This window comes from Streptomyces malaysiensis subsp. samsunensis (assembly GCF_024519315.1).
GTDB classification, from domain to species: Bacteria; Actinomycetota; Actinomycetes; order Streptomycetales; family Streptomycetaceae; genus Streptomyces; species Streptomyces malaysiensis.
This window is the reverse complement of record NZ_JANIIC010000059.1, coordinates 47491-69888: the sequence shown is the minus strand read 5'-3', so window position 1 is coordinate 69888 and position 22398 is coordinate 47491. Positions and strand designations below refer to the sequence as shown.

Annotated in this window: 14 protein-coding genes; 6 read left to right on the top strand and 8 right to left on the bottom strand. The window is 72.7% G+C overall.

Features of this window, described 5'->3' with window-relative positions; translation table 11 throughout:
• Positions 1-158: 158 nt before the first annotated feature.
• Positions 159-1775, top strand: a complete 1617-nt coding sequence (locus NQU54_RS37555; RefSeq protein ID WP_257634904.1) for an N-acyl-D-amino-acid deacylase family protein — start codon at positions 159-161, stop codon at positions 1773-1775.
• 282 nt (positions 1776-2057) lie between these two features.
• Here the strand turns inward: NQU54_RS37555 and NQU54_RS37550 are convergent, their stop codons facing one another.
• The 6 genes from NQU54_RS37550 to NQU54_RS37525 all read right to left on the bottom strand — a co-directional run bounded on the left by NQU54_RS37550 (position 2058) and on the right by NQU54_RS37525 (position 10612).
• Positions 2058-2705, bottom strand: a complete 648-nt coding sequence (locus tag NQU54_RS37550; protein WP_231981315.1) for a TetR/AcrR family transcriptional regulator — start codon at positions 2703-2705, stop codon at positions 2058-2060.
• Positions 2702-4714: a CocE/NonD family hydrolase gene (locus NQU54_RS37545; protein ID WP_257634903.1), complete on the bottom strand. Its 2013-nt coding sequence runs from the start codon at positions 4712-4714 to the stop codon at positions 2702-2704. Before NQU54_RS37545 ends, NQU54_RS37550 begins: the two co-directional genes overlap by 4 nt.
• A 444-nt stretch (positions 4715-5158) precedes the next feature.
• Positions 5159-7123 carry a dipeptide ABC transporter ATP-binding protein gene (locus tag NQU54_RS37540; protein ID WP_257634902.1) on the bottom strand — a complete coding sequence of 655 codons (1965 nt, stop codon included), beginning with the start codon at positions 7121-7123 and terminating at the stop codon, positions 5159-5161.
• The gene (locus NQU54_RS37535) at positions 7123-8037 is read right to left on the bottom strand and encodes an ABC transporter permease (RefSeq protein WP_257634901.1); all 915 of its coding nucleotides are present in this window, start codon (positions 8035-8037) and stop codon (positions 7123-7125) included. Before NQU54_RS37535 ends, NQU54_RS37540 begins: the two co-directional genes overlap by 1 nt.
• Positions 8034-8993 carry an ABC transporter permease gene (locus NQU54_RS37530; protein WP_147967460.1) on the bottom strand — a complete coding sequence of 320 codons (960 nt, stop codon included), beginning with the start codon at positions 8991-8993 and terminating at the stop codon, positions 8034-8036. Before NQU54_RS37530 ends, NQU54_RS37535 begins: the two co-directional genes overlap by 4 nt.
• A 5-nt stretch (positions 8994-8998) precedes the next feature.
• Positions 8999-10612, bottom strand: coding sequence for an ABC transporter substrate-binding protein (locus NQU54_RS37525; RefSeq protein WP_257634900.1), 1614 nt, complete (start codon positions 10610-10612; stop codon positions 8999-9001).
• A 278-nt stretch (positions 10613-10890) separates the two neighbouring features.
• Between NQU54_RS37525 and NQU54_RS37520 the strand changes: the two genes are divergently transcribed.
• Together NQU54_RS37520 and NQU54_RS37515 are read left to right on the top strand one after the other, a co-directional pair.
• Positions 10891-12102 carry a pyridoxal phosphate-dependent aminotransferase gene (locus NQU54_RS37520; protein ID WP_069865530.1) on the top strand — a complete coding sequence of 404 codons (1212 nt, stop codon included), beginning with the start codon at positions 10891-10893 and terminating at the stop codon, positions 12100-12102.
• Between the two features lie 102 nt (positions 12103-12204).
• Positions 12205-12615, top strand: a complete 411-nt coding sequence (locus NQU54_RS37515; RefSeq protein ID WP_257634899.1) for an SCO4983 family protein — start codon at positions 12205-12207, stop codon at positions 12613-12615.
• A gap of 161 nt (positions 12616-12776) precedes the next feature.
• On the opposite strand, the gene NQU54_RS37510 is transcribed toward NQU54_RS37515, so the two are convergent.
• Positions 12777-14609: a phosphoenolpyruvate carboxykinase (GTP) gene (locus NQU54_RS37510; protein ID WP_257634898.1), complete on the bottom strand. Its 1833-nt coding sequence runs from the start codon at positions 14607-14609 to the stop codon at positions 12777-12779.
• 246 nt (positions 14610-14855) lie between these two features.
• On the opposite strand from NQU54_RS37510, the gene trhA reads away from it, so the two are divergent.
• Together trhA and NQU54_RS50300 are read left to right on the top strand one after the other, a co-directional pair.
• Positions 14856-15566 carry a PAQR family membrane homeostasis protein TrhA gene (gene trhA / locus NQU54_RS37505; protein WP_100806356.1) on the top strand — a complete coding sequence of 237 codons (711 nt, stop codon included), beginning with the start codon at positions 14856-14858 and terminating at the stop codon, positions 15564-15566.
• Complete coding sequence (locus tag NQU54_RS50300; RefSeq protein WP_372506202.1) at positions 15566-16492, top strand: TetR/AcrR family transcriptional regulator; 927 nt, start codon at positions 15566-15568, stop codon at positions 16490-16492. Before trhA ends, NQU54_RS50300 begins: the two co-directional genes overlap by 1 nt.
• Positions 16493-16937: 445 nt before the next feature.
• Here NQU54_RS50300 and NQU54_RS37490 read toward each other — a convergent pair whose 3' ends face one another.
• Entirely contained in the window at positions 16938-18974 is a 2037-nt protein-coding gene (locus tag NQU54_RS37490) for a thioredoxin domain-containing protein (protein WP_257634897.1), read from the bottom strand.
• Positions 18975-19097: 123 nt separating this feature from the next.
• On the opposite strand from NQU54_RS37490, the gene NQU54_RS37485 reads away from it, so the two are divergent.
• Positions 19098-22385, top strand: coding sequence for a tetratricopeptide repeat protein (locus tag NQU54_RS37485; RefSeq protein WP_257634896.1), 3288 nt, complete (start codon positions 19098-19100; stop codon positions 22383-22385).
• The last annotated feature ends 13 nt before the right edge of the window (positions 22386-22398 follow it).

Here is a 22398-nt window from a genome sequence, read left to right as displayed (position 1 = left end):
GGGGGGGGGGGGGGGGGGGGGGGGGGGGGGGGGGGGGGGGGGGGGGGGGGGGGGGGGGGGGAGGGGGGGGGGGGCGGGGGGGGGGGGCGGGGGGGGGGGGGGGGGGGGGAAACGTACAGCGCGCCGCAGGCGCGATCGGCTGGAGGAGAGGGTATTTCATGGACCTGGTCATCCGGGACGCGCATGTCATCGACGGGACCGGACGGGCTCGCTACCGGGCGGACGTCGGCGTGGACGGCGGGCGGATCGCCGCCGTCGTGGCCGAGGGGAGCGGGGCACGGCCGACGGGCAGACGGGTCGTGGACGCCGATGGGCTCGTCCTCTCCCCCGGGTTCATCGACATGCACGCGCACAGCGACCTCGCGCTGCTCCGCGACCCCGACCACTCCGCGAAGGCCGCGCAGGGCGTGACCCTCGAGGTCATCGGCCAGGACGGGCTCTCGTACGCGCCCGTGGACGACCGCACCCTCGCCCAGATCCGTACCGCCATCACCGGCTGGAACGGCGGTGGGCCCGGAAGCACCGACATCGACTTCAGCTGGCGCACCGTCGGCGAGTTCCTGGACCGTCTCGACCACGGCTTCGACGGCCAGGGCATCGCGGTCAACGCCGCGTACCTCATCCCCCAGGGCACCGTCCGCATGCTCGTCCTCGGCTGGGAGGACCGCGACGCGACGCCCGCCGAGGTCGGGCGGATGAAGGCGCTGGTGGCGGAGGGGCTGGAGCAGGGGGCCGTCGGGCTGTCCTCCGGGCTCACCTACACCCCCGGGATGTACGCCTCCGACGCCGAACTCACCGAGCTGTGCCGGGTCGTGGCCGCGTATGGCGGCTACTACTGCCCGCACCACCGCTCGTACGGCGCCGGTGCCCTGCGCGCCTACGAGGAGATGGTGACCCTCAGCCGGGAGTCCGGCTGTGCGCTCCATCTCGCCCACGCCACCATGAACTTCGACGTCAACAAGGGCCGCGCCCCCGAACTGCTCACCCTCCTCGACGCGGCGATCGCCGACGGCGCCGACATCACCCTCGACACCTACCCCTACCTCCCCGGCTGCACCACGCTCGCCGCGATGCTGCCGAGCTGGGCGGCCGAGGGCGGCCCCGACGCGGCCCTCGCACGGCTGCGCGACGACGCCGAAGCGGAGCGCATCCGGCACGTCATGGAGGTGGACGGCGCGGACGGCTGCCACGGGGTGCCCATCGACTGGGACACGATCGAGATCTCCGGTGTGAGCGACCCGACCCTGAGCCGCTACGTCGGCAAAACGGTCGCCGCCGGCGCCCGCGAGCACGGCGAGGCCCCCTGGGTCACCGCCCGCCGCCTGCTCCTGGACGACCACCTGGGCCCGACGATCCTCCAGCACGTCGGGCATGAGGAGAACGTCCAGGCGATCATGAAGCATCCGGCCCACACCGGCGGCAGCGACGGCATCCTGCACGGCGCCAAGCCGCACCCCCGTGCGTACGGCACCTTCCCCCAGTACCTGGGCCGCTACGTCCGTGAGCTGGGCGTCCTCACCCTGGAGGAGTGCGTGGCCCATCTCACCGCCCGCCCCGCGGCCCGCCTCCGCCTCCCCGACCGCGGGCAGATCCGCGAGGGCTACCGCGCGGACCTCGTGCTCTTCGATCCGGAGACGGTGGCGGCGGGCTCGACGTTCGAGGCCCCGCGCACCCTCCCGACCGGCATTCCGCACGTCCTCATCGACGGCCGTTTCGTCATCGAGGACGGGCGGCGGACGGACGTCCTCGCGGGGCGCGCGATCCGCCGCGCCTAGAACGGTCGCGGGGGCCGGGCCCGGCGGCCCAGCCCCCCTTCCCCACGAGCTTTCAGCGATCGGATCGTGCGGAGACGAGCCCTACCGCGCACGCTTCGAGCAGCCCCTTGAGGCGCGGGCCGAAGTCGAGCGCGACATGGCCCCACCTCGGCTCCTGCTTCGGTGGTGCCCCGAAGGGGCGCGGGGCCGCGATCGATGTGCGGCTCCGCCGCGCGGGCGCGGGCGGCCACGACGGCGCCGCGGACGATCGACGGCGGCTCAGGGCGCTTCCAGGCGGAGCGCTCAGGCCGCCGTGCCCCGCAGCTCCGCGTCCACGAAGCGCCGCAGATGGCGCCGGGCGTCGGCCACGGTCAGCGCGGGCACCTGGCGGAGGCGGCGCAGGGCGAGGCCGTCGGCCAGGGCGGAGAAGCGGAGGGCGAAGTCGGCCGGGTCCTCGCAGTGGAACTCGCCCTCGACACGGCCCCGTTCCACCAGGGCCCGGATCTCCTCGTGCCAGCGCTCGTACCGTTCGGCCTGGCCACGGGCGAACGTCTGGTCCCGTTCGCCCGCGTTCCAGTAGTCGAACCACATCCGCCAGTGCCGGTCCGTATCGTCCGTGAAGAGCGCGTCGATGAGCAGCCGCAGCCCCTCCGGCCCGCTGGTGGCCTTCGCGGCGGCCTCGCTGAGCGCGGCGTAGTAGCGCTCTATGTGCAGCACCATCGCCTCGGAGAGGACTTCCTGCACGCTCTCGAAGTGGTACGTGACCGTGCCGACCGACACCCCCGCCGCGGCCGCCACCTCGCGCACCCCCACCGCCGCGGTGCCGCGCTCGGCGATGAGCGGCACCGCGGCCTCCACGATCAGCCGGCGGCGCACCTCGGTGGGCTGCCGGGTGCGGGCGGAGGCCGCGACGGCGCGGCGCGGCGGGCGGCGTTCGGAACGGGACGTCACGCGGACGTCCTCGGCGTGGTGCGATGCCATGCGCGCGTGACCACTGTCTCTCCGTTCGCCCGAGCCTCGATGCTGCTGTCCATGATGAATTCCTCCGCCGTGGCACGCAGTTCCACGGCGGTGACGACCTCCGCGTCCCAGTCCCCGCGCCGCAGCCGGATGGTCCACCGAGAGCTTGCCACGGCCGACAGCGGATCGCCGGATCGGATGCGGTAGGTCTCGCGGGCGCTCTCCTCGTAGCGCAGTCCGTCGGGATACGTGCGCGAACCCCCGTAGTTGGGGTCCACGTCCAGCACCCACTCCCCCGTCGCGACGTCATGGGTGACGAGGCGCTCGGGGCGGGCCCCGACGGGCGGGTCCACGGTCACCGCGAGCGGCGGGGCCTGCTCGGGCGGCTCGAAGACGATGGGCGGACGGCCCGCGTCGGCGCCCGGATCCCGTACGGGCAGCAGCAGCGCGCTCCGGCCGGGCCGTACGGTCAGCCGGCCGCGTTCGCCGTGCGGCCAGACCCACGGCCAGTACGTGTCGGAGACGGCGACCCTGATGCGGTGGCCGGGCGGGAAGGCGTACCCCGTGGCGTTCAGCTCGAACTCCACGTCCTCGTACGTCCCCGGCTCCCACTCCACCGCCCGCTCCCGCCCCTCGCGGGACAGCAGATTGAGCACCCCACGGGTGACCAGGGTCGAGGAGCCGTCGGGCGCCACGTCGCAGACCCGGGCGATGACATGGGCGCGCGGGGTGGCGCTGTCCAGCCGCAGCCGCACCCGCGCCCGGCCGAGGATCTCCACCCTCCCGGTCAGCGGCGCCGAGTCGAAGCAGACCGAACGGCCGTCCTCCTCCCGCTGGTCGGGCGGCAGATCGGTGGCGTTGCCGAAGGGGAAGAAACGGCCCGCGTCCAGCCCGGTGTGCAGCGGCGAGCATACGATCGCCGGCTCGTCGTCCGGGCCGCCGAGCGGGCGTTCGTCCCAGGTGACGGACGGCGACGGCCAGGCGTCCTCGCCGACCCAGCGGCCGGGCATGGTCGGGTACGAGGTGGCGGGCGGCACCGGGTCGTTGATCCAGGCGCGGAGCATCGGCTCGTCCAGCACACCGGTCGGCTCGTCCTTGAGCCAGTGGTCCCACCAGCGCAACGTCTCCTGGAGGAAACCGATCGCCGGGCCCGGCGGCAGCCCCCGGTCCGGGTACTGATGCGACCAGGGGCCGACGAGCCCGCGCACCGGCGCGTCGAGGTGCTCCAGCAGGCGCAGCACGGTGTCCCGGTACGGATCGGCCCAGCCGCCGACCGCGAGCACGGCGGCCTCGATCGCGCCGTAGTCCTCGCAGACGCTGCCGTGCCGCCAGTAGTCGTCCCGCTCCTGGTGGGCGAGCCAGGTGTGCAGATACGGCTCGAGCGCGTCGAGCCGCTCCCGCCACATCGGCAGCCAGCGGTCCTCGCCGACCGTGGCCGGGTGCGGGGGGCGGGCGGTGAACGCGAGCATCGTCCCGGCCCAGGCGAGCATGTCGATGCCCAGGACGGCGCCGCCGGTGTAGTGGACGTCGTTGTCGTAACGGTCGTCCGTGGAACAGACCGTGACGATCGCCTTCAGCGGCTCCGGGCGCAGGGCGGCGATCTGGAGCGAGTTGAACCCGCCCCAGGAGATCCCGAACATCCCCACCTTGCCGGTGCACCACGGCTGTCGCGCCAGCCAATTGACGACATCCACGCCGTCGGCGAGCTCGGTCGCGGTGTACTCGTCGAGCATCACGCCCTCGGAGTCCCCGCTGCCGCGCAGATCGACCCGTACGGAGGCGTAGCCGTGCCCCGCGTACCAGGGGTGACGCTGCGCGTCGCGCGGGGCCGTCCAGTCGCTCTTGCGGTACGGAAGGTATTCCAGCAGGGCGGGGACGGGGGCGGTCTCCGCGTCTGTCGGCCGCCAGATGCGGGCGTGCAGCCGCGTCTTCCCGTCCCGGGTGGGGATCCATACGTCCTCGACGTGGACCTCGCGGTCGAAGGTTTCGCGGTACTTCACGTATCTCCTCTGCCTGGTGTGTTGTCCACGGCCGGTGCACGCCTCCGGCGACAAGCCCCCACCCCGCCCCTCCCCGAAACCATGGGCCCAGCCCCTGCACCCCGCTCCTCAAGCGCCGGAGGGGCTCGAGCCACGCCCCGCGGCTCGATCGCGAGCCGGAGGCTCCGCCGGGCAAGGCTCCGGGCACACACCTGCGGCGGGCCTTGCCCCACCCCGCCCCTCCCCGAAACCAAGGGCCCCGCCCCAGAACCCCGCCCCTCAAACGCCGGAGACGCTTGTCGGTTGTGGGCAATCATCCCGCGGAGGGGGCACCTCCCAGCAGTAGCTGGCGGAGGGACGGACAGGCACAACCCGCCCACCGGCCCGCACCCGGCGACGAAGCCCTGGGCTTCACCCTGCGGGGGCCGGGGCGGGGCCCCGGTTCGGGAAGGGGCGGGGTGGGGGCTAACCATCCGCCGACCGCCAGCGCCGCACCCGATGCCCCCCCCCCAGCTCAACCCAGACCCCCCCCGGCCCCGCCGCGTCCTCCCACCCCTCAACCGCCACCGCAGCCCTCTCCGCCCCCACCCCCGGCTCCGGCTCCAACGCCGCCGCCATCAACTCCCGCGTATACGGGTGACCGGGATCCGCGAAGACCACATCCGTCGGCCCCTCCTCCACCACCACCCCGTGCCGCAGCACCACCACCCGGTCGGCGATCCCCCGCACCACCGCCAGGTCATGGCTGATGAACAGGCACGCCAACTCCCGCTCCCGCCGCAGATCGTCCAGCAGCCGCAACACCTCGGCCTGCACGGACACATCCAGCCCCGTCGTGATCTCGTCCGCGATCAGCACCTCCGGCTCCCCGGCCAGCGCCCGCGCGATCCCGATCCGCTGTCGCTGGCCGCCGGACAGCTGCGCGGGCAGCCGGTCGGCGAAGTCGGGGTCGAGGCGGACGTCGGCGATCAGCTGCCGGGCCCGCGACGCCGCCTCGCCCCTCGACCCCGCCGTACCGAAGAAGCGCAGGGGCCGCCGTACCGCGTCGCCCACCGAACGCCGCGGATTGAGCGAGGTGTCGGCGTTCTGGAAGACGAGCTGAACGGTGCGGCGCAGAGCGAGCGGGCGCCGCCGCGCGGGCACCCCCAGATCCCCATCGCCGCCGGGCGAGGCGCCGGACGGAGCGCCGGACCGGCCGCCGGACGAGGCCCCGGACCAGGCGCCGGCCGAGCCGCCGGGCGAGAGGCCAGCCGAGCGGTCGGACGCAGCACCGGACAAGTCGGCAGAGGGGCCGCCGGAAGCACCACCGGACGAACCATCCGACGAGCCGCCGGCCACAGCGCCCGCCGAGCCCCCTGCCGACCCCCCAGCCGCACCACCCCGCAAACCCCCCGCCACCGCCCTCATCCGCCCGCCCGAAGGCACCCGCAGCCCCGCCAACGCCCACGCGATCGTCGACTTACCGCTTCCCGACTCGCCCACCAGGGCCAGCACTTCCCCGCGCCGCACGCTGAAGGAGACCCCGTCCACAGCCCGCGAGGCGGTGCCGTAGTCGATCGTCACGTGCCGTACGGACACCGCCTCCGCCGCGTCCGCGGGCACCTCCGCCCTGGGGCGGATCTCGCGTGTGCCGTCCTCGCCGACCAGCGCGAGTCCGGCGTCCGTGACGCGGGGGACGCTGGACAGCAGACGGCGGGTGTACGGGGCGGCGGGGGCGGTGAAGAGGCGGCGGGTGGGGGCGGCTTCGACCACGCGCCCGGCGTGCATCACACACACCTCGTCGGCCATGTGCGCGACCACGCCGAGGTCATGGCTGACCAGCACCGCGGCGAGGCCGAGTTCTTCGCGCAGGGCGCCGATCAGGTCGAGCACCCCGCGCTGGGTGATCACGTCGAGGCCGGTGGTGGGCTCGTCCAGGACGAGCACCTTGGGCCGGGCCGCGATGGCCATCGCGATGGCGACGCGCTGCTGCTGTCCGCCGGAGAGTTCGTGCGGGTAGCGGCGGGCGAGCTCGCGGGGGCGCGGCAGCCGGACCTGTTCCAGGAGCTCCGTGACGGGCACTTCGCCGCCCGCCTCCGCGATCTGCCGTCCGATCCGCATGGACGGCGTCAGCGCGTGGCCCGCGTTCTGGGCGACCATGGCGACCGTACCGCCGCGCAGCCGCCGCAACTCCCGCGCGGAGAGTGCGAAGACATCGCGGCCGTCCACGGCGACCCGCCCGCCCGTGATCCGCGATCCATGCCGCAGATGCCCCAGCAGCGTCGCGGCGACCGTCGATTTGCCGCTGCCCGACTCGCCGACCAGGGCCAGCGTCCGGCCTGGGCTCACCGCCAGCGACACCTCGTGGACGACGGGCACCTCGCGCCCGCCGGAGCGGTAGGCGACGGACAGCTCGTCCACGGAAACGATGGGGGCCGGAAGCGATGTCATCACGCGCCCTCCCTGATCCGGTCCACGCCCCACGCCTTGGACAGGCCGTCGGCCGCGAGATTGAGCCCGACCACCATCGTGGCCAGGGCGATGATGGGCGCGAGGCTGGCCATCGGGACGACGGTGATGGCGGTGCGGTTCTCCGAGACCATCAGCCCCCAGTCGGGGGTGGGCGGATCGGCGCCGAAGCCGAGGAAGGACAGCGAGGAGATCAGCAGCACCACCCAGGAGGCCCGCATCGCGAATTCGACGCACACCACGTCGGTGATGTTGGGCAGCACCTCGCGCCGCAGGATCGCCCAGGTGGACTCGCCACGGGCGCGCGCCGCGGTGACGTAGTCCTGGGGGACGACGGCGAGCGCGGCGCCGCGCACGACCCGCACCACCTGGGGTACGCAGACGACGGCGATGGCCAGCACGATGACCGAGGATCCGGTGCCCAGCGCGGTGACGATCACCAGCAGGACGAGGATCGCGGGGAGGGACAGCACCGCGTCCAGGACGCGCATCAGCAGATCGTCCAGCCAGCCGCCGCGCAGCGCGGCCGCGCAGCCGAGGACGGCGCCGAGGGCGATGGTGAGGACGGTCGCGGTGACGGAGACGCCGAGCGCGTACCGCCCGCCGTACAGCACCCGGGTCAGCACATCGCGCCCGTACTGGTCGGTGCCCGCCCAGTGGTCGGCGCTCGGCCCGAGCAGCGCGTGCGAGGCGTCGCCGGTGGTGGGGTGGTACGGGGTGAGCAGCGGCGCGAGCAGCGCGACCACCACATGGACGGCGACAATCGCGAGCCCGATGGCGGCAGGGCGGGAGGAGCGCACGGTGCGCCAGGTGCGGGCGGCGAAACCGGGCCGCACGGGCGCGGGCGGCGGGACGGCGGCGGGGGCAACGCCCGCGGATGCCTTCAGGAAGCTCATCGGATCCTCCCTCCTCGGGTGCGGAGCCTGGGGTTGAGGGCCATGGAGCCGATGTCGGCGGCGAGATTGCAGACGACGTAGACGACGGCGCTGATGAGCGCGATGGCCTGGATGACGGGCAGATCCCGGTTCTGGACGGAGGTGAGCAGCAGCTTGCCGATGCCGGGGTAGTTGAAGACGTTCTCGACCACGGCGACCCCGCCGACCAGCCAGGCCACATTGAGCGCGATGACGTGGAGCGTGGGCAGCAGGGCGCTGGGCAGCGCGTGCCGGGTGACCACCCGCCAGGTGGACAGCCCCTTGAGCCGGGCGGTGGTGACGTATTCGCTCGCCATGACGTCGATCACCGAGGTGCGGGCCATCCGCACGATGTACGCGGCCATGACGATCGCGAGCGAGGCGGCGGGCAGCCAGACCGCCGGGAGCAGCTGTCCGACCCCGGCCCCCGGTCCGTACAGCACCACGGCGGGTAGCACCGGCACGGTGACGGAGAAGGCGAGCACCAGCACGGTGGCCACGACGAATTCGGGGACGCTCATCCCGATCAGGCTGACCGTGGAGATCAGGTGGTCGGGCCAGCGGTCGCGGTAGAGCCCGGCGAGGATGCCGAGGACGAGGGAGCCGGTCACCGCGAAGAGGACGGTGACGACGGCGATCAGGGCGGAGTTGCCGAGGTGCTGGGCGACCTCGCCGCCCACCGGTTTGGTGGTGACCAGCGAGGTGCCGAAGTCGCCGTGCAGCGCGCCCTTGATCCACTCCGCGTACCGCTCCCAGGCGGGCTGGTCCAGCCCCATCTGCTTGCGCAGCGCGGCGACCGCGTCGGGGGTGGCGTCCCTGCCGAGCACCTGGGTGGCCACATCGCCGGGCAGCGCCTGGACGGCCAGGAAGACCAGGACCGAGGAGAGCAGCAGGGTGCCGAGCGCGGCGACCACCCGGCGGACGAGGAAGGTGAGCATGCCCCTCATGCCCCCTTCAGGCCGATGTGGAGGTAGTCGAACTCGAAGCCGTGCTCGGCGTAGCCGCGCACCTTCCGGGAGATCCCGACGAGCCGGTCGGCGAACATCGGGGTGATCGCCCCGCCCCGCTCGATCACGAGCGTCTGCGCCTGTCCGTACAGCTCACGCCTGCGGTGCTCGTCGATCTCCCGGCGGGCCCGGTCGAGCAGCGCGTCGAACTCCTTGTCGGACCAGGCGGTCTCGTTGTACGAGGAGCCGCCGCGGAAGACCTGGTTGAGCAACTGGTCGATGGGGCGCCCGGTGTACCAGTAGGTGGCCATGAGCGGCTTCTTCATCCAGATCTGGGTGTAGTACGAGTCGGCGGCCGCCGTCCTGACCCGGATCCGGATGCCCGCGCGCCCGGCCGACTCCTGGTAGGCGAGGGCCATGGGCGTGAAGATCGGGTCGTACGCGGAGGTGTAGAGGTCAACCGCAAGCCGCTCGTACCCGGCCTTCTTCAGCAGATGGCGGGCCTGCTCGGGGTCGTGGGCGGGGTGGGCCGCGAGGTGGGCGGGGTCGTTCGGCGGGACGGGGTTGTCCCAGCCGGCCGTGCCCGCGCCCTGGAGGGCGGCCTTCAGGATGTGCGCCGGGTCGTAGGCGAGCTTCATCGCCTGCCGCACCCGCACATCGGTGAAGGGCTTCTCGGTGGTGAGCATCGGCAGCACGTACCACTGGGCGTTCTCGGCGCGGGCGATGGTGGCGCGGTCGGAGGCGGCGATGACCCGGGCGGTGGCGAAGTCCAGATTGGTCTGGGAGAGCAGATCGACCTGCCCGGCGAGCAGGGCGCCCGAGCGGGCCTGCATATCGGCCACGGTGTAGAAGTCGATGGCGTCCAGCACCGGGCGCCCGGCCCAGTGGTCGGCGTAGGCGGTGACCCGGCCGGGCCCGGCGGCGGTGAAGGAGGCGAGCCGGAAGGGGCCGGTGCCGATGCCGGTGCGGCCGATGGAGCGCGCGCTGCCCTCGGGGACGACATAACAGTTGTAGTGGGTCAGCAGGCTGGGGAACTCGGCGTGCGGGCTCTTCAGCGGAACGATCAGGGTGTGGGCGTCGGGGGTGCGCAGCCGGGCCGGGTCGACCAGCGGGGACAGCACGGGGGCCTGTGGGGAGGCGGTCGCTTTGTCGAGGATGTGGCGCAGCGTGTAGGCGGCATCGGCCGAGGTGAAGGCGCGGCCGTCGTGGAAGGTGACACCGCGGCGCAGCCGGAAGGTCCAGGTGGTGGCCTTGGCATCGGGCTCCCAGGACTCGGCGAGGTCGGGGGCGACGGCCCCGTCGGACCCGATCCGGACCAGGCGGTTGTAGAGCGCGCCGAGGTATTCGTACGCGGACAGGGCGCTCGCCGGGTCGAGGGTCTCGGCATCGGAGGCGGGCGGCCGGGCGATGCGCAGCGTGCCGCCGCGGTCGGGGCGCCCGGCCGGGCCGCGGGTGGGCACGGCCCTGGACGGGGACGCGGAGGCGGCTCCCGAGCAGCCGGTCAGAAGGGCGGAGCCGCCGAGCGCGCCGCCGGCCGCCGCGGCGGTGAGGACCGACCGCCGCGGTATCCCGGCCGCGGCGTGGGCTGTTCGGTGGGAGATCTCGGACATCAACGGGGACATGAACGGGGGTACCCTTCCCTTACTCGTTCAGCCGAACGATTGGGTGAAGTGCGTGAACGATAACCACGCAACCCGTTCGGGCCAACCCTTCTTTCGCGGAAATTAACGCCGGAAACAGACTCGTTATCCGCACGAGTCATCCGCGCGAGGCGCCGCTCCGGGGCGGCGCACGGGGTCGTGGCCGCCACCGCCCGGCGCCCCCGTACACGGTCCACGTGGCGAAAAACACCGAGCGGCCCCGGATGCTCCGCCGTAAGGTGGCCGACATGCAGGTGATCCAGTCCACAAAGCTCGCCAACGTCTGCTACGAAATCCGTGGCCCGGTGCTCGAGGAGGCGATGCGACTCGAGGCGGCAGGACACCGCATCCTCAAGCTCAACACCGGCAATCCGGCGACCTTCGGCTTCGAATGCCCCCCGGAGATCCTCGAGGACATGCTCCGCAACCTCGGCGACGCCCATGGCTACGGCGACGCCAAGGGGCTGCTGACCGCGCGGCGCGCGGTGATGCAGCACTACCAGACCCAGGGCATCGACCTCGACGTCGAGGACATCTTCCTCGGCAACGGCGTCTCCGAGCTGATCCAGATGTCGATGCAGGGACTGCTGGACGACGGCGACGAGGTCCTCGTCCCCGCCCCCGACTACCCGCTGTGGACCGCCGCGGTCTCACTCGCCGGCGGCACCGCCGTCCACTACCGCTGCGACGAGCAGTCGGACTGGCTGCCGGACCTCGCCGATATCGAGCGCAAGGTCACCGACCGCACCAAGGCGCTCGTCATCATCAACCCCAACAACCCCACGGGCGCCGTCTACGGCGAGGAGACGCTGCGCGGCCTCACCGATATCGCCCGCCGCCACCGGCTGATCGTCTGCTCCGACGAGATCTACGACAAGATCCTCTACGACGGGGCCACCCACACCCCGACCGCCGCCGTCGCCCCCGATCTGCTGACCCTCACCTTCAACGGGCTCTCCAAGGCGTACCGGGTGGCGGGCTACCGCAGCGGCTGGCTCGCGGTCTGCGGCCCCAAGGCGCACGCCGCCAGCTATCTGGAGGGGCTCACGATCCTGGCCAATATGCGGCTGTGCGCCAATATGCCGGCGCAGCACGCGGTGGCCACGGCGCTCGGCGGCCGTCAGTCGATCAACGACCTGGTGCTCCCCGGCGGCCGGCTGCTGGAGCAGCGGGACACGGCGTACGATCTGCTGACCCAGATCCCGGGCGTGACCTGCGTGAAGCCCAAGGGCGCGCTGTACGCGTTCCCCAAGCTGGACCCCAAGGTCTACAAGATCAAGGACGACCGGCAGATGGTCCTTGATCTGCTGCGGGCCGAGAAGATCATGATCGTGCACGGCACCGGGTTCAACTGGCCCGAGCCGGATCACTTCCGTATCGTCACGCTCCCCGCCAAGAAGGATCTCGCCGACGCGGTGACCCGGATCGGAAACTTCCTGGACGGCTACGGCCAGCCCTGAGCATTTGGCTCCTGATCTTTCTGGCTCCTGATCTTTTAGCCGCCGCTCAACTTTAGACAGCGTCTAAGTTAGGATGGCCTCCTGACCCCTTGGAGGCCATCCATGTACGAGCCGATCCGCACCAAATCGGTCCACAGCATGGCCGAGCTCAAGCCCGACTTCCCGCATCGCTCCCGCGAGGAAGAGCTGGACATCCGGCTGGCCGGACATCTGACCGCGCTGCTCACCGTGACGGACGAGCTGCGCGCCCTCACCCCGGACCCCGGCCTCGACGACGCCGCCGAGCGGCTCGCCGACCAGGCCGCCCGGCTGCGCGACGGCCACGCCCCACTGCGCGCCGCGCCCTCCGCCACGGAATCGGACCCGGCGCATGTCGCCGCCCTCCACCAGCGCGCCCACACCCTGGCCGGATGGGCCCTGGTCGTGGCCACGTCACGCGAGGACGCGACGGTCACGGAGCTGGCGGCCGAGCGGCTGCGGTCCCATGCGAGCGCGCTGGGGCTGGCGGCGTGAGGACGGCGGCGAGCACGGCCGTATGAGCGCACGCATGAGCGCGGCATGACATGAGCATGGACTGGGGCCCGCGTATGAGCATGGGGCGGGGCCCGCGCGAGAGAATGGGCTGGGCCCGCGCACGAGCGCGGGCCCCGTCCCGTTGAGCGGCGCGGTACGGCTCAGCCCAGGCGCTTCACCAGCGCGTGGTACTCGTCCCACATCTCCTTGGGCGTGTGGTCACCGAAGGTGTTGAGGTGATCGGGCACCAGCGCCGCCTCCTCGCGCCAGACGTCCTTGTCGACCGTGAGCAGCAGTTCGAGCGAGGCATCGTCGAGGTCCAGACCGTCGGTGTCCAGCGCCCCGGGCGCCGGCAGCACCCCGATCGGGGACTCCACGCCCTCGGCCGTGCCGTTCAGGCGGTCGACGATCCACTTCAGCACCCGGCTGTTCTCACCGAAGCCCGGCCACACGAAGCGCCCGCCGGCGTCCTTGCGGAACCAGTTGACGTAGTAGATCTTCGGCAGCTTGGCGGCGTCGGCGTTCTTGCCGACCTTCACCCAGTGGGCCATGTAGTCGCCCATGTTGTAGCCGCAGAACGGCAGCATGGCGAACGGGTCGCGGCGCAGCTCGCCGACCTTGCCCTCGGCCGCGGCGGTCTTCTCGCTCGCCACGTTGGCGCCGAGGAAGACACCGTGCTGCCAGTCGAAGGACTCCGTCACCAGCGGAACGGCGCTGGCCCGGCGGCCGCCGAAGAGGATCGCCGAGATCGGCACGCCCTTGGGGTCCTCCCACTCGGGGGCGATGATCGGGCACTGACCGGCCGGCACGGTGAAACGGGCGTTGGGGTGGGCCGCGGGCGTCTCGCTCGCCGGGGTCCAGTCGTTGCCCTTCCAGTCGGTCAGATGGGCGGGCGGCTCCTCGGTCATGCCCTCCCACCACACATCGCCGTCGTCGGTGAGCGCCACATTGGTGAAGACCGAGTTCCCCCACAGGGTCTTCATCGCGTTGGCGTTGGTGTGCTCACCGGTGCCGGGCGCGACACCGAAGAAGCCCGCCTCGGGGTTGATCGCGTAGAGCCTGCCGTCCTCGCCGAACCGCATCCAGGCGATGTCGTCGCCGATCGTCTCGACCGTCCAGCCCCGGACGGTCGGCTCCAGCATCGCGAGGTTGGTCTTGCCACAGGCGCTCGGGAACGCCGCGGCCACGTACTTGGCCTCCCCGCGCGGCGGGGTGAGCTTGAGGATCAGCATGTGCTCGGCGAGCCAGCCCTCGTCCCGCGCCATCACCGAGGCGATACGCAGGGCGTAGCACTTCTTGCCGAGCAGGGCGTTGCCGCCGTAGCCGGAGCCGTACGACCAGATCTCCCGCGTCTCCGGGAAGTGCGAGATGTACTTGGTCGAGTTGCACGGCCAGGGGACGTCGGCCTGGCCCGGCTCCAGCGGGGCACCGAGGGAGTGGACGGCCTTGACGAAGAAGCCCTCGTCCCCGAGGACGTCGAGGACGTCCTGCCCCATGCGGGTCATGGTGCGCATGGAGACGGCCACATAGGCGGAGTCGGTGATCTCGACGCCGATCGCGGACAGCGGCGAGCCGAGCGGGCCCATGCAGAAGGGCACGACGTACATGGTCCGGCCGCGCATCGAACCCCGGAAGATGCCCTGCTCCCCTGCAAAGATCTCGCGCATCTCCGCGGGGTGTTTCCAGTGGTTGGTCGGGCCGGCGTCCGCCTCCTTCTCGGAGCATATGAACGTACGGTCCTCGACGCGCGCCACATCGCTCGGATCGGAGGCGGCGTAGTACGAGTTGGGGCGCTTGATCGAGTCAAGGCGCTTGAAGGTGCCCTTCTCGACGAGTTCCGCGCACAGGCGGTCGTACTCCGCCTCCGAGCCATCGCACCACACCACTTGGTCGGGCTCGGTGAGGGCGGCGATCTCGCCGACCCAGGAGACGAGCTCCTGGTGGCTCGTGGGGCTCGGGGTGGTGAGGGAGGAAGCCACATTGCTGGGCGCCACGATCGCTCCATCCCGCCGGAGCCGCACTCGCTCCGGCGTCTTGATTGAGGGTTTTGGACGGATATGTGCACTCATATCCGATTATGGAGACAGCTACCCCTTGGGGGCTGCGACCCGGATGCTCAGCTCATCCGGTGCCAACCGCGCTCATTTGATCATCCGACTGTGTAGGCCATCTGTCCAGTGGGCGCCTTGGTGACCATCACCACTCGACATGGATCGGTAACTTACGGTGGCGTAGGTAGCATGAGCGCCATGACTGCCGCCGCGCCCGATGCCGCCGTTGAGAACCCCCCAGGGCCCAAAGCGGCCCCGCCGCTCCCCCTGAAGCCGATGCTGCGCGGCTGGCTGCACGCCGGCATGTTTCCCGCGGCCCTGATCTCGGGTGTGGTGCTGACAGCCCTCGCCGACAGTCCGCGCGGGCGGCTGGCCTGTGCCATCTACACGCTCACCGCATGTGCGCTGTTCGGCACCAGCGCCCTTTACCACCGCGGCAATTGGGGCCCGCGCACCGCCGCGGTGCTGCGGCGGCTGGACCACGCCAATATCTTCCTGATCATCGCGGGCACCTACACGCCCTTCACGCTGCTGCTTCTGCCACACGGCAAGAAGCAATTGCTGCTGTGGCTGGTGTGGGCCGGAGCGCTCGCCGGAATCGCCTTCCGGGTCTTCTGGGTCGGCGCCCCGCGCTGGCTGTACACCCCGTGCTATATCGCGCTGGGCTGGGCGGCCATCTTCTTCCTGCCCGACTTCCTGCGCACCGGCGGCATCGCCGTGATGACGCTGATCGTGGTCGGCGGGCTGCTCTACAGCGTGGGCGCGGTGATCTACGGCACCAAGCGCCCCAACCCCTCACCCCGCTGGTTCGGCTTCCACGAGGTGTTCCACAGCTTCACGCTGGCCGCCTTCGTCGTGCACTACGTCGGCATCTCCTTGGTGGCGTACCAGCACCCCTGATGCCCAAGGCCACCACCCCCCAGCCCGAACGCGGGCCCGGCCCCGGGCTGCGCGAACGGAAGAAGATCAAAACCCGGCAGGCGATCCGGCGCGCCGCCCTCCGGCTCTTCGCGGAGCAGGGCTACGAGGCCACTCCGGTGGACCGGATCGCACGCGCCGCCGATGTCTCGTCCAGCACCGTCTTCCGGTACTTCCCGACCAAGGAGGACATCGTCCTCACCGACGAGTACGACGCGCTCATGGCGGAGGCGATCCGCGAGCGCCCGCGGGACGAACCCCCGACCGCCTCCCTGCGCCATGCCGTCGCCGAGCTGCTGGGCCCCTCGGCGGGCGCGGAACGCGAGGAACTGCTGGCCCGGCTGGCCCTCGTCCGGCAGGTCCCGGCGCTGCGCGCTCGGATGAGCGGCTGCCTGGCCGACAGCGGCGCCCTGCTGGGCGAGGCTCTGGCCGAGCGCAGCGGCCGGGCCCCGGACGACTTCGAGGTGCGGGTCGCGGTGGGCGCCGTCCTCGGCGCCCTGCGGGAGGCCGTCTTCCACTGCCTGGACCACGGTCTGGCCTGCGGCCTGGACGAGAGCCTGGGCGATGGCCTGGATGGAAACCCGGACGACGGCCTGGACGGGAGCCTGGACAACGGCCTGGACGGGAGCCTGGGCAACGGCCTGGATGAAAGCCCGGACGACGGCCTGGATGAAAGCCTGGGCAACGGCCTGGACGGGAGCCTGGGCAACGGCCTGGACGAAAGCCTGGCCGACGGGCCGACGGGAACGGCGGGAACGAAGGAACCGAAGACACCGGGAACGCCGGGAACTCCGGGAACGCCGGGAAGCCCGTCGGGCGCCCCCAGGGCCGCCAGGCGAGGCGCCGACGACCTGGCGACGGCCATCGACCGAGCCCTGGACCTGCTCAGCCGAGGCGTACCGCTGTGATCTGCCCGGGGAACGCCCCTGCCTCTGCGCCCTGCCATCGGCCCCCGGGCTGACCCGGGGGCCCACCGGAGCTGGCCCTGGGGTTGGTCGGGGGCTCGACTGGGGCTGGCCCGGGGTAGTCGGGACTCGGCTGGGCTAGCCGGGGGCGGTCCGGACATCGACCGAAGCCGGCCCGAAGCTGGCCCGGAACCGGCCCGAAGCTGACCCGGAACCAGCCCGAGGCCGGCCAGCGACCGGCCGAGCTGAACCGGAGCTCGGCCAGGGCTCAGCCGAGGGCCGGACCGGCATCAGCCAAGGCTGCCCCGCAACCGGCCCGAGGCAAGCCAGGCCGGACCGAGACCAGCCACAGGCTGCCCAGGTACCGGCCAGGCCGGACCGGGGCCGGCCCGGGGCCGGCCCGACCGCCCGACCAGAGCCAGGGCGAGCGGCCGCCGCCCCCCTTCGCTCAACCCCCCAGCTTGGCCGTCAGCGCCTCGACGTCGGCCGTGGGCGCGTCGCAGGTGAAGCCGCGGCAGACGTATGCCGCCGGGCGTCCTTCCAGCAGGGGGCGGTCCTGGAGCAGCGGGACCTCCCCGGAGCCGGGCTCGCCGACCGCGACGACCGCTCCGGGGGCGGTGGCCAGGAGCGCGGCGCGGTGCAGGGCGCGGGTCGCCGGGTCGTCGCCGGGGCCGACCACGGCCACCTCGCGCGGCCCGTCGAGCCGGGCCTCGGCCACCGCCAGGCCCCAGCCGATGAAGCGGGGCACCCGGGGGCCGAGGGCGCGCACCACGGCGAGGGCGCGCTCGGCGGCCTCACGGTGGCCGGTGCTGCCGGTGATGGCGGCATAGGACAGCAGGGCCCCGGCGGCGGCCGTCCAGCCGGAGGGCGCCGCGTTGTCCGTCGGGTCCTGGGGGCGGCGGATGAGCGCCTCGGCGTCGTCGGCGGTGTCGAACAGCGTGCCGTCCTCGGCGGTGAACCGGCTCAGCACGGTGTCCAGGAGCAGCCCGGCGAAGTCCACCCACGCACCGTCGCCGGTGACGGCGGCGAGAGCGAGGAAGCCCTCGGCCACATCACCGTAGTCCTCCAGCACGCCCGCGTGGCCGCCCGCGATGCCGTCGAGCGAGGTACGGGCCAGCCGCCCGCGCTGGTCCATGTGGATGCGCACCAACAGCTCGGCGGTCTCGGTCGCGGCGTCCACCAGGTCGGGGCGGTCGAAATAGGCACCGGTCTCGGCGAGAGCCGCCACGGCCAGCCCGTTCCAGGCGGCGACGATCTTGTCGTCGCGGCCGGGGCGGGCCCGGAGCCCCCTGGCGGCCAGCAGCCGCTCCCGTACGGAGGCGACCCGGGACGCGTCCGTCAGCCGCTCCCCGTCGGGCAGCTGGAGCACGGAGGCGCCCTCCTCGAAGGTGCCCTCCTCCGTGACCCCGAAATACCCGGCGGCGAACTCCGCGTCGGCCTCCCCCAGCACCTCGCGCAGCTGCTCGGGCGTCCACGCGTAGTACGCGCCCTCGACATGCCTGCCGGTGCCGTCGTCGCTGTCGGCGTCCAGCGCGGAGGCGAAGCCGCCCTGTGCGGTGCGCAGCTCGCGGACCATGAAGTCCGCCGTCTCCAGGGCGACACGGCGGGCGAGGTCCGAGCCGGTGGCCCGCCACAGATGGGCGTAGACCCGGCACAGCAGCGCATTGTCGTACAGCATCTTCTCGAAGTGCGGCACGGTCCAGGCGGCGTCGACGGCATAGCGGGCGAAACCGCCGCCGAGCTGGTCGTAGACACCGCCGCGGGCCATCGCCTCGCAGGTGGCCGCCACCATCTGCAACGCGCCCTCGGAGCCGGTGCGGGCGTGGTGGCGCAGCAGGAACTCCAGCGCCATGGACGGCGGGAACTTCGGCGCACCGCCGAAACCGCCGCGCGTGGCGTCGAATTCGCGGGTCAGGGCCATGAGCGCGGTGTGCAGATCCTCCGCGCCGGGCGGCTGGGGCGCCCCCGGGCCCAGGGCGATGTCGCTGCGCCGGGCCAGGTCCTCCACGATCCGGCCGGCGACGTCCCGCACCTCCTCGCGGCGCTCCTCCCAGGCGGCGCCCACCCCCTCCAGCACCTGCCGGAAGGACGGCATTCCGGGCCGGGGCCGGGGCGGGAAGTAGGTGCCGAAGTAGAACGGCTGGGCCTCGGGGGTCAGAAAGACCGTCATGGGCCAGCCGCCCTGGCCGGTCGCGGCCTGCACCGCCTCCATGTACACCGCGTCGACGTCCGGCCGCTCCTCGCGGTCGACCTTCACGGAGACGAAGTGGGCGTTGAGGTAGTCGGCCGTCGCCTTGTCCTCGAACGACTCGTGCGCCATGACATGGCACCAGTGGCAGCTCGAATAGCCGACGCTCAGCAGCACGGGCACCCCGCGGCGCCGCGCTTCCTCGAACGCCTCGTCCGACCACGGCCACCAATCGACGGGGTTCTCGGCGTGTTGAAGCAGATAGGGGGACGTCTCATGCGCCAGACGGTTCGGCATGGCTCCATCCTCCCCCACCCGGCGAGACAGACGAAGTTATCCACAGGGGAGTTATCCACAGGACTGCCGGATAAGAGCCAGAAGCGGAAGACTGATGGCACTGCTGCGCAGGAGGGGGATCACATGCCGGGATCACTGGCGGTGCTGCGGGAAAGCCACCGGACCGAGGTCGAGCGGCTGCTGTCGCGCGCCGTGGAGGAGGAGGTGCGCCGCTCGGGCGGGCGCACCGACGGCGGAGTGCTGCTCGGCCGGGCGCGGGGCGCGCTGGACGAGATGGCCGCGGCCGCCGCGGAGGAGTACGGGGCGTATGTGCGCGCGCTGGACGAATCCGGCGCGGGCAGCAGACCGCTCTCTTCGCGCCTGTCGCGCGGGCAGCTGGGCACTCCGGCGCTGGCCGCGACGGTCGCCGCGGCAGCGGCCTTCGGCGCGGATCTCACCTACGGCACGTCGGCGGGCACGGCGCTGGGCGCGGGGGTGACGGCCGCGGTGGCCGGATCGGCGGCGGCCGTCGTCAAGCTCACCGCGAGCCACTGGCCCGCCGCCCACCGCCAGGCCGCGCTGCGCAACCAGCCCGGCGGGCCCGAGCAGCTGCGGCTCCAGTGGCTCACGGCGGTCGAGGTGCGGGGCATCCGGCCGTTCATCGATCAGCACCGGATGACCGCGGCCGCCACCCGCCAGGGCGGCGGTTCGGCGAAGCGCTCGGCCTCCGCCACCGGTCAGCTGCCGAAGCTGCGCGGCGCGGACCGCAGCCAGGCGGCCCGCAGGCGCACCGTGCTGGAGCAGTCCTTCGCCCATCTGCCCGAGGCGGACGGCCCGTTCGCCGGGCGGCATGCGCAGATCACCCAGATCGCGCAGTGGGTGCGGCAGGCCCGCGCGTCCACCGAGACCAAGCCCACGGTGGTGCTGCTGGAGGGCCCGCCGGGCTCCGGCCGCACCATGCTGGCGGTGCGGGCGGCCCACCATCTGCACGACGAGTTCCGCGGTGCGTGCCTGGTCGATCTGCGTGGCGACAGCCCCGAGCAGGCCCCGCTGCCGACCCGGGACGCGCTGCTGCATCTGCTGAACCGGCTCGGCGCACCCCGCGATCAGTTGCTCTTCCGGGAGCGGTCCTCGCAGGACCAGCACATCAGGCGGCTCACCGAGCTGTATCACCAGTATCTGACCGGGCTGCCGGTCACCATCGTGCTCGACGACGCCCGCGACGCCGAGCAGGTGCGCACGCTGATCCCCGAGCGGTCCGACAGCCTGGTCCTGATCACCTCGCGCACCCCGCTCAGCCTCCCGGACAACCTCGCCGCCCGGGTGCACCGGGTGGAGGTGGGCCCGCTGGACGAGCCGGGCGCCGAGGAGCTGCTGCGGGCCTCGGCCGAGGAGCCCACCGGCGCCGGGCCCTACGACGGGCAGTCCATGGAGCGGATCGCCGAGCTGTGCGGGCGGCTGCCGCTGGCGCTGCGGATCGCGGGCTCCTCGCTCGGCCCCCGCACCCCCGCCGCCCTGGTCACCGAGCTGGAGGCGTACGGCCCGGTGGGCGCGATCGAGCGCGCCCTGTGGCTGCGCTACACCGACCAGCAGGACGGCGCCCGGCGGCTGCTGCGCCGGCTGGCGCTGGCCGGGCGGGCCAGCCTGGGCGGCGCGGCCGCCGCGGCGCTGCTGGACGCCGATGAGCAGGAGGCCGGCCGCCATCTGAAGGCGCTCGGCCGGGCCGGGCTGATCCAGCATGTGCGCGGCAGCCGTTACCGCCTCCATGACCTGGTGCGCTCCTTCGCCCACGCCCGGCTGCTCGACGAGGAGCAGCCGGAGCAGCGCACCGCCGCGCAGGAGCGGCTGATCCGCAGCTACGCCGAGCTCGCGGACTCGGTGATCCGGCTGGTCGACGGCAAGACGTCCACCCGTGCCGACATCTTCGGCAAGGGCGCGGCGGGCGGCCATGGCTTCACCTCGCTGGACGCGGCGCTGCGCTGGCTGGACGACGAATCGAGCTTCATCACCGCCGCGCTGCGCCATGCGGAGGGTGTGGACCAGGCCGCGGTGCTCCATCTGCTGGGCGCGCTGTGCGACTACTGCCTGCTGCGCGGCGATCTCTATCGGCTGGGTGAGATCAGCGAGCTCACCCAGGCCGTCGACCAGGGGCTGCTGATGCGGTCCGTGCAGTGGCGCACCGGTATCGCGGCCCGCCAGCTCGGCGAGCTGGACCAGGCGCGCACCACACTGTCCTCGGTGGTGGACCTGTATTTCGAGGCGCAGCACCAGGCGGGCGCGGCCCGTGCGCTGTGCAGTCTGGGCATCACCCTGCACCACCAGGGCAATCTCGTGGAGGCCGCGGCGAAGCTGCGCGAGGCGCTGGAGCTCCAGCGGGCCGAGGAGCTGCGCGGCGACCGGGCCTGGACGATGCACGCCCTGGCGGCGGTGGAGCGCGACCGCGGCGGGCTGGCGGAGGCGCTGGAGCTGCTGGGCGAGGCCCTGGAGCTGCATCAGGAGAGCGAGAGCCTGCACGGCCAGGCGTGGGCCCACTTCCAGCTGGGCCAGGCATGTCTGCGGATGGGCGATGTGCCGCGCGCCGAGGCCGAGCTGCGGGGCGCGCTGGACGCCTATAGCCGCACCCATGACCAGCGCGGCGAGGCATGGGCGCTCACCCAGCTGGCCCGGGCCCAGCTGGTGGCCGGGGAGGCGTCGACGGCCGCCGACCAGCTGCGCCAGGCCCTCGCCCGCCACCGGGAGAACGAGGACGCGCGCGGTGAGGCATGGACGCTGTACTACCTGGGCCAGGCGCTGGAGGAGCGCGGCGACCACGACTCGGCGGTGCGTGAGCTGGAGCGGGCCCGCACGATGTTCAGCCGGATGCGGGATGTGTACGGGCTGGCGTGTGCCCGTCACCACTCCGCGCGGGTCACCCGCGATCTGCGGGCGGCGCAGACCGGTTCGCTGCGCAACAGCGGCTTCGCGAGGCAGCTGCTCCAGGACGCGCGGCAGGACTTCCGCCGGGTGGGCGTGGCCCATGGCGAGGCATGGTCCTGTATCGAGCTGGCGGTGATCGACGCGGGAAACGGCAAGGCGGCGCAGGCCCTGGAGCTGGTGGACGAGGCGGCGGTGCTGTTCGCCGGGTACGGGGACCGGCGCGGCCGCTCCTGGGCCCGGTTCCTGCGCTGCACCCTGCTGCCGTTCGCCTCCGCGGGCGGCTCGGTCATCGGCACGGCGGTGGCCCAGGAGGAGCTGGCGGAGCTGATGCGGGAGATGCGCGAGGACGGCACGGCGGGGGATTCCCGGCTGGAGGGGTGCGCGGAGGCGTTCGCGCTGGTGCTGGCGCGCGGCGTCGAGCCGGAGACGGGGTGGCAGGCATGGCAGCTCGGCATGGTGCCGAGCCGCCACTCGCGCGAGGTCATGGCCGTGCTGCCGGACCGGCCCCGCGCCTGAGCGCTCCGCAGGG